The 8,175-nt window shown below is 68.8% G+C and carries 6 protein-coding genes and 2 pseudogenes; 6 read left to right on the forward strand and 2 right to left on the reverse strand.

All coding sequences use genetic code 11. The features are described from left to right. Nucleotides 1–86 precede the first annotated feature (86 nt). Nucleotides 87–506 (reverse strand): annotated as a pseudogene (locus tag ABZU69_RS36505) (transposase); the annotation flags it as partial. A gap of 276 nt (nt 507–782) precedes the next feature. On the opposite strand from ABZU69_RS36505, the gene ABZU69_RS36510 reads away from it, so the two are divergent. The 5 genes from ABZU69_RS36510 to ABZU69_RS36530 all read left to right on the forward strand — a co-directional run bounded on the left by ABZU69_RS36510 (nt 783) and on the right by ABZU69_RS36530 (nt 7,698). Continuing rightward, nucleotides 783–1,847 carry an IS110 family transposase gene (locus ABZU69_RS36510; RefSeq protein ID WP_354968782.1) on the forward strand — a complete coding sequence of 355 codons (1,065 nt, stop codon included), beginning with the start codon at nt 783–785 and terminating at the stop codon, nt 1,845–1,847. Between the two features lie 595 nt (nt 1,848–2,442). Continuing rightward, nucleotides 2,443–3,960, forward strand: a complete 1,518-nt coding sequence (locus ABZU69_RS36515; protein ID WP_354968783.1) for a DUF4331 domain-containing protein — start codon at nt 2,443–2,445, stop codon at nt 3,958–3,960. A gap of 128 nt (nt 3,961–4,088) precedes the next feature. Further along, entirely contained in the window at nt 4,089–4,775 is a 687-nt protein-coding gene (locus ABZU69_RS36520) for a class F sortase (protein WP_354968784.1), read from the forward strand. Further along, the gene (locus tag ABZU69_RS36525) at nt 4,772–6,130 is read left to right on the forward strand and encodes a tetratricopeptide repeat protein (protein WP_354968785.1); all 1,359 of its coding nucleotides are present in this window, start codon (nt 4,772–4,774) and stop codon (nt 6,128–6,130) included. The genes ABZU69_RS36520 and ABZU69_RS36525 overlap by 4 nt, the downstream gene beginning before the upstream one ends. Beyond that, a complete protein-coding gene (locus ABZU69_RS36530) occupies nt 6,127–7,698 on the forward strand; it encodes a sulfite exporter TauE/SafE family protein (RefSeq protein ID WP_354968786.1) in 1,572 nt (523 codons plus the stop codon). Before ABZU69_RS36525 ends, ABZU69_RS36530 begins: the two co-directional genes overlap by 4 nt. Before the next feature lie 69 nt (nt 7,699–7,767). Here ABZU69_RS36530 and ABZU69_RS36535 read toward each other — a convergent pair. Continuing rightward, a pseudogene (locus ABZU69_RS36535) lies at nt 7,768–8,037 on the reverse strand (transposase); the annotation flags it as partial. Here ABZU69_RS36535 and ABZU69_RS36540 point away from each other — a divergent pair. Beyond that, on the forward strand, nt 7,985–8,175 hold a 191-nt coding region (locus tag ABZU69_RS36540; protein ID WP_354968787.1), incomplete at its 3' end, for a hypothetical protein. The pseudogene ABZU69_RS36535 and the gene ABZU69_RS36540 overlap by 53 nt on opposite strands.

The following is an 8,175-nucleotide window of genomic DNA, read 5'->3' on the forward strand; positions in this document are numbered from 1 at the left end:
GCCCCCAGCTTCGCCAGACCGCTGCGACGGCCCGACGGAGAAGGTCTCTCACCTCCACACAATCCAACAGCGCCTCACGGCGCACTCTCCCCGGTCGTCAAACCCTTGGCATACAGCGACAACACGACCTCGTCGACTTCCGACAGGCGCCGCTGCCGCTTGCGCACGATCTGCGGTTCGAACGTGCCGGCCCGGTCCCGCGGCACGTCAATCTGCACCGACCCTGACGCGTCGGTCAGCACCGTCTTCGAGCGGGTGCCGTTGCGAATGTTGCCCGACCCGGCGCCGGCGGGTTCGTGTCTGACATAGCCGAGATGCTCAGTCATCTCCTCGTTGAGCGCGGTCTCCAGGACCGTCTTGGTCAACTGCTTCAGCAGCCCGTCCGGGCCCGTCAGGGACAGGCCCTGTTCCTTGGCCGCCCGGACCAGCTCGGCGGCAGCCTTCGCCTCCGCCGACGGCTCAGACCGCTTCTTCCGTTCGGTCCCGTTGTTCTGTGTCGCGGTCATCACGGCACCCTCCTGACCAGGCACAACGCCTAGCGGGTCAGGCCGGAAACACCAACTTGTTGGATTGGTGGCGGAGATCAGGGTCTGCAGCCATGATCTTCGAGGTTGTGGTCGGGGTCGCTCGGGAAACACCTGCCGCCCACGGGCTGGCCCTCGAACGGCCTGCGCCCCGGCCACAACCGCCGGCGAGAGTGGCTCGAGAGAGGTCTGTTTAGCCCGAAGTTGGTCTGCCCTCCTCGCCGGACTCCCCCTATCCGGTTCCGCAAGGAGAAGCCCGTGCCCCCGGCCCCGCCCTCAGCACCTGCCCCGGTCGTCATCGCGATCGATCCTCACAAGGCGTCCTGGACCGCCGTGGCGGTCGATAACCGACTCCAGCCCCTCGCCGCGATTCGCGTCGAGGTCAACCGCGACGGCTACCGACAACTGCGACGCTTCGCCGGCCGCTGGCCAGACGCGACCTGGGCGGTTGAAGGCGCCACCGGCCTGGGCGCCGCGCTGACCGCCAGACTGACTGCCGAGCACATCGACGTGGTCGACGTGCCCGCGAAGCTGGCCCGCCGCGTCCGGCTGCTTTCGACCGGGCACGGCCGCAAAACCGACCAGGCCGACGCCCTGTCGGTCGGAATCGCCGCGCACACCGCCACTCGACTCAATGCCGCTGTCGTCGACGAAGCGATCGCCACCCTGCGGTGCCTTACCGAACACCGTGATGACCTGGTCCGCACCCGAACCCAGACCATCAACCGGCTGCATGCGCTACTCGCCCAGCTCATCCCCGGCGGCCTGCCCCGCGGACTGACCGCCGAGACCGCAGCCGCCGCGCTGCGCAGCATCCGCCCTCGGGCCGTGCTTGCCCGCACTGTGCGCCAGGTTGCCGTGGACCTGCTCAGCGAGGTGCGTCGCCTCGATCGGCGTATCGCCGAGGCAACAGCGACCCTGTCCGCCGCCGTCGCAGCATCAGGCACCACCCTGACCGACCTGCACGGCATCGGAGATGTGGTCGCTGCGAAGATCCTGGCCCGCGCCGGTGCGGTCAGCAGGTTTCGGTCGGAGTCCGCGTTCGCCTCGTACTGCGGTGTCGCGCCGATAGAAGTGTCATCCGGTGACATCCAACGGCATCGCCTATCCCGCGCAGGCGACCGGCAGCTGAACTACGCCCTGCATGTCATGGCCATGGCCCAGATCAAACGAGCGACCCCGGGCCGGGACTACTACCAGCGCAAACGAGCCGCGGGCAAAACCCACAAAGAAGCCATGCGCTGCCTGAAACGCCGCCTCGCCGACGTCGTCTACCGAGCCATGATCAAAGACACGGAGACCTCTCTGCTCCCTACGCCTTGACACAGAGAGGTGCCGTTAGATCCACACTCCCGCCGGGTCGCCGTGGTCGATCTCGGCCTGCCGTCGGGCCGCTGGCGTCTGTTGACGCCGCTGGCGCAGCTCGCCTGCCTTGCCGGTGGGTCCGATCCACACCGTCGCCCCTGGCCGGTGGTGACGCGTACCGAGGCAAACGCGTCACATGCCGTGTTGCGTGGTGGCCACGTACACGTGTCGGCGGGAACTCTCGCGTCTGGGTGAGCACCACGACTGGGATCGTCGTCATCGACGTCGCCAGCTCCGGCATCGCAGTGATGGCGTGCTGGCCGTGCGCTTCCCCAGCGGCTGAGGCGTCGCCGCGACGAACCGTTCCGCGACGAGCGACGTGCGTGTGCTTGCCGGGGTTTTAGGTTTCGCCTCCCGTCCACCGTCGGCCCCTGTTGAATCGAGGATGGGATAAGCGCTGGTCAAGTTCCTTTTGATCACACAGGGGGATGGGGGCGGGGACGTGCGTGGTGCGGTATTCACAAGTCCGGGGCGGCGTGCCTTGGCGTGGTATGCCGGCGCCGCGGCGCTGGCGTTGGTCGCCGGTACTGGTGGCGCGGGGCTGGTGTCGGAGGTGGCCGATGCGTCGAGTCACCGGGAGGCGCCGTTGATCGCGGGTGATCCGCAGGTGGACAACACGGATGTGTATGCGTTCGTGAGTCCCGACAAGCATGACACGGTCACGCTGATCGCGAACTGGCTGCCGTTTCAGGAGCCCAACGGGGGGCCGAACTTCTACTTTTTCAAGCCGGGCGCCCAGTATGACATCAACATCGACAACAACGGTGACGCCCGGGCGGACGTCACTTATCGGTGGGTGTTCGCCAACGATGACAAGCGCGATGGCACCACGTTTCTCTACAACAACGGTGTGGTCAACAACCTGAACGATCCGACGTTGCTGTTCAAGCAGACCTACACCCTCAGCGAGGTCAAGGGTGGTCAGTCGCGGGTGCTGGTGCGCGACGGGATCGTCGCGCCGTCGAATGTGGGGCCGGCGTCGATGCCGGACTACGGACGGCTGCGGCAGCAGGCGGTGACGTCGGTCGAGGGCGGCGGTCAGACGTACGCGGGCCAGGCCGAGGATCCGTTCTTCCTTGACTTGCGGGTGTTCGACCTGATCTACGGCGCGAATCTGTCCGAGCGGAGACAGGACACCCTGGCCGGCTACAACGTGCAGACCGTCGCGTTGCAGGTGCCCAAGTCGGCGCTGGCGCTCAACGCTGACGACACCCGCAACCCGGTGATCGGCGTGTGGAGCGCCACCTCGCAGCCCGGGATGCAGGTCAAGGATCCCCAGGCCGGCGGGGATCAAGTGCAGGTGTCGCGGCTGGGTAACCCGCTGGTCAACGAGCTGGTGCCGGCGGCTAACCAGAAGGATGGCTTCAACGCCAGCACGCCGGCGGACGACAGCAAGAACCAGAAACTGATCGACCGAGTCCTCGACCCGGAGCTGCCGCGGGTGATTGAGCAGATCTACAACATTCCGGCGCCGGCCACACCGCGCAACGACCTCGCGGAGATCTTCCTGACCGGCATCGCGAAGAACGCGCCGACTCTGGACGGGTCGACGCCGCCGATCCAGGCGGATCTGAACTCGCAGATCCTCAACGCGGACGTGGACGCCAAGGCGTTCGTGCCGGCGGAGGAGTTGCGGCTGAACATGAGCGTGCCGGTGACGGCCAACCCGAACCGGCTGGGTGTGCTCGGCGGTGACCTGCAGGGCTTCCCGAACGGACGCCGGCTCACCGACGACGTGCTGGACATCGAGTTGCAGGCCTTCGAGGGCGCGGCGCAGACCGGGCAGCTGGTGCCCGCGCTCGCCGCCGGGGACAAGGTCAACACGAACAACGTGCCGTTCGGGAACACGTTCCCCTATCTGGCGCTGCCCAGCAACGTGGCGGTGAACCAGATCGACGCCGACGGGATGCCCTCCGGCGGCGTGCCCAGCGGCGCCGGCGGCACCGCCTCGACGGGCGTCGTCTGGGTCAGGGTCGCCGGCGGCATCGCCGCGGCGGCCTGCTTCGGCGCTGGTCTGCTGGTCAGCCGCCGCCGTCACCGGCTGACCGTCTCGCGCCCGGTCAGCAGTTGATCCAGGGGTGTGGCGCGGCCAGTCGGCCGCGCCACTCCCTGGCGTCGAAGACCGGTCGGGCGGAAGCCGTCGGCGACCCCGTTTGGGGCCGGACCGTCATCAGCCGACCTGAGGCGGGAGAACGTTCCATGAATCCCACACGTCTGCTCAGCGGTGTCCGGCTGGCCGCACTGCCGCCGCGGCTATCCCCGAGCGCCCTGCTCGTGATCGTTGGAGGGCTCATCGTGCTGATGACCGTCGCGCTGTCGGCGTTCGAGCGACCGTTGACGGAAGCGCCCGGGGCGACGGCCGCAGCGCCGCTGGGCGCGCCGGCTGCACCGCTGGATCCGCGTCCGGGCCATAGCGGCTCGGACTCGCCCGCGCAGCCGGCGGACCTGTCGATTCCGTCGATCGGGGTGCGTTCCCCCCTGGTCGATCTGGCCCGTCAACCGGACGGCGCGCTGCCCGCACCCGACGACTATCAGATGGCCGGCTGGTATGCGGGCGGACCGATGCCGGGGGAGCAAGGAGGCCCACCGGCGGTGATTGTCGGTCACGTGGACTCCCACACCGGGCCGGCAGTCTTCTACCGGCTGCGGGACCTGGCGGTGGGCAGTGAGGTTCAGGTCCGTGACATCGCCGGGTCGGTCCTGAGCTTCCGGGTGTATCGGCTCGACGAGTATCCGAAGGACACGTTTCCCGCTGGTGCGGTCTACGCCCCCAGCGACCGGGCGGAGCTGCGGTTGATCACCTGCACCGGGGTGTTCGACCGGCGGGCGGGCAGCTACCGGGACAACCTCGTCGCCTACGCCGCCCTTGTCGGCGGTGGCTCATGAGCGGTCTGCGGCGTCGGCTGTCCGTCGTGTCCCGGGGTCTCACCCGCCTGCCCGTGGTGCTGCTGCTGGCCGGCGTCGTGCTGTTGATCGGCACCCCGATCGTCACGAATCAGCTGCCGGGTCAGCGCCGTAACCCGACCGTGGCCCCGCCCGAACGGACCGGACCGCAGGCGGGTGCGGCCGCCCTGGAATCCGCCATCGCCAGGGCCCAGCGGCGGCTCGTTGATGTGCCGAAGGACTGGTCGACGTGGGCCGAACTTGGCTCTGCCTATGTGCAACAGGGTCGGATCACCGGTGACCCGTCGTACTACTCGAAGGCCGACGGCGCGTTGCGGCGCTCGCTGGAGTTGCAGAGCACCACGAACTGGAAGGCGATGGTCGGCACGGCGGCGTTGGCAAACGCTCGCCACGACTTCACCGCCGGCCGGGACTGGGGACGCCGCGCAGAGGCCCTCAACCCCCACTCCGGCAGCGTCCACGGCGTGCTGGTCGACGCGCTCACCGAACTCGGCGACTACGACGGCGCGCGCATCCAGTTGCAGCGCATGCTGGACGTCGAACCAGGGGTCGCGGCGTTCACCCGCGCCTCGTACGACTTCGAACAGCGCGGGCTGGTCGCGGCCGCCCGCGATGCGCTGAACCGTGCCCTGGCTCAGGCGAGCAGCCCCGCTGACCGGGCCTTCTGCCGCTACTATCTCGGCGAGTTGGCGTTCCACAACGGCGACCCACAGTTAGCCCTGCGGGAATACGACGCCGGCCTTACCGCCGATCCGACCTACCAGCACCTCTACGCGGGGCGCGGTAAGGCGCGCGCCGCGCTCGGCCAGAGCGCCGAAGCCCTTGCCGACTACGCCCGTGCCGTGCAGGCGCTCCCGTTGCCCGAACTGTTGATCGAGTACGGTGACCTCCTCACCGCCGCCGGCAAACCCGCCCAGGCACGCCAGCAGTACGACCTGGTCGCCGCGGCCCGGCAACTGTCCGCCGTCAACGGCATCTCCGATCACCTCACCCAGGCGACCTACCTCGCCGACCACGGCCAACCCGCCGAAGCGCTGACCGAGGCACAAGCGGAATGGTCCACCCGCCGCACCGTCCTGACCGCTGACGCCCTGGCGTGGGCGCTGCACCGCAACGGACGTGACGCCGAGGCGTTGGACTACTCCCTGCAGGCCACCCGCCTCGGCTGGCGAAACGCCACCTTCTACTACCACCGCGCGGTGATCCGGCACGCCCTCGGCGACCGGGAGCAGGCTCGCGACGACCTCAGCCTCGCGATGAGGATCAACCCGCACTTCGACGTCGTGCAAGCGCCGATCGCGCGTCGCCTGCTCGTCAGTCTCGGTGGCGGCGGATGAGGCGCCGAAAGGCCAGCGGCGCGGCGATTGTGACCTTCATCGTGGTCGCGTTTGCCCTGGCACCGGCGATTCCGGCCGCCGCCCACCCGCTGGGAAACTTTTCCGTCAATCACTATCACGGTCTGCAGTTGCATCCCGACCGGATCGAGGACCTGGCCGTCCTCGACGAGGCGGAGATACCCACCGCGCAGCAAAAACCCGCGGTCGACCAGGACGCTAACGGCAGCATCGAAGCGGCCGAGGCGGCAGCCCACGCTGCCACCACCTGCGCGGCGATGGCAGGCGCCCTACACACCGAGGCAGCCGGGCGGGCCCTGACGTGGACAGTTCGAGCCAGCAACCTCACCTACCGCCCCGGGGCGGCGAACCTGGTTACCGGGCGCACCGAATGTCACCTTACCGCCGCAGCCGACCTGCGGCGGGCTACCACGATCAGCTTCGATGACACCTTCCGAACCGACCGCGTCGGCTGGCACGAGGCCACCGCCGTCGGCCACGGCATCGGACTGCGCGACTCACCGCTGCCGAGAACGAGCGTCACCGACGAGCTACGCACCTACCCCAACGACCCGCTGTCGTCACCGCTCAGCCACCGCTCGGCGCGGATCCAGACTCTGGGCGCGGGCACGGCATCCAGCGGAGAGCGCCAGGTCGTGATTCCCGGCGCCGGCCCGATCACCCGGTCGATGACCGCCCTGGGCGACCGACTCAACAGGATCAGCGGGAGGGACCGGCTCACGCCGCTGGCCGGCGTACTGGCGACCCTCCTGGCGCTGCTGCTCGGCGGCGCCCACGCGATGTTGCCCGGGCACGGCAAGACGGTCATGGCCGCCTACATCGCTGGCCGGCGCGGCACCTACCGCGACGCCTTCACCGTCGGCGCCACTGTCACCGCCACCCACACCGCCGGCGTCCTGACCGCAGGTCTACTGCTCACCACCGCGTCGACCCTGGCCGGTGAATCCCTCCTCGGCTGGCTGGGCGTCCTCAGCGGCCTACTCATTACCGGCATCGGCGTGAGCCTGCTCCGCTCAGCGATCCCCGCGCGGAGGAAGCACCAGCTCGCACAGCGGCAAACACTCGTCCTCGCGGGGCCTGCACCCGATGCCCTGGTCACCGCCAAGTCCGACGTCGCGGCGTCCCATCACTATCACGGTGTCAGCCACGGTCACGACCACCACCATGGACCCGAACATCACCATGGACTCCACCACCATCACCGTGCCGGTGGCAGGGCGGGCCTACTCGGCGTGGGCATTGCCGGCGGCATCGTGCCCAGCCCCTCCGCGCTCATCGTCCTGCTCGGCGCGGTCGCACTGGGCCGAACCTGGTTCGGTGTCGTCCTGGTCCTCGCCTACGGCCTGGGTATGGCCGCTACCCTGACCCTCGCCGGGCTCCTACTAGTCGGACTACACCAACGACTGCATCGCAACATCTCCCCGCGGATCGGAAGCTGGACCGGCCGACTCGCCACCCTCACACCCATCGTCACCGCCACCCTCGTCCTTGTCGTCGGCACCGTCCTCACTCTGCGAGCCGTCTGGCCCCTCCTGACACCGACGACATAGTGAATTACCGCCGACGCCGGAACCGCCCCGGGTCTGTCAAACGAACGGTGTAACCCGGCTTGTTGAGGGTTACTTTCGACCTGCGGACAGGCGTCCTTCGAAGGCCATCTCGAAGGCGTTCAGGGCGGGTTTCCAGCGCATGGTCCACCGCCGGCGGCCCTGCCCGGTCGGGTCCAGGCTCATCACGGCGAGGTAGACGCACTTGAGGGCGGCGGCCTCGTTGGGGAAGTGTCCGCGGGCCCGCACGGCTCGGCGGATCCGGGCGTTGACGGACTCGATGGCGTTGGTGGAGCACACGACGGTGCGGATCTCGGCGTCGAAGAGCCTGTCGCAGAATGGCGATGGCTGGGCGGAGCAGGCTGGCTTGATCGCGCCGTCGGCTGGGCTGGCCCCCGGGGCTGGCGCGTCAGGCTGCTGCGGTGTGGATTTTGCGGATGTTGTAAGCGGCGGCTGCGAGGTTCAGTTCGCTTCGGGCGG

Origin of the sequence: Micromonospora sp. NPDC005206 (assembly GCF_040608175.1) — a bacterium.
Classification (GTDB): Bacteria; Actinomycetota; Actinomycetes; order Mycobacteriales; family Micromonosporaceae; genus Micromonospora.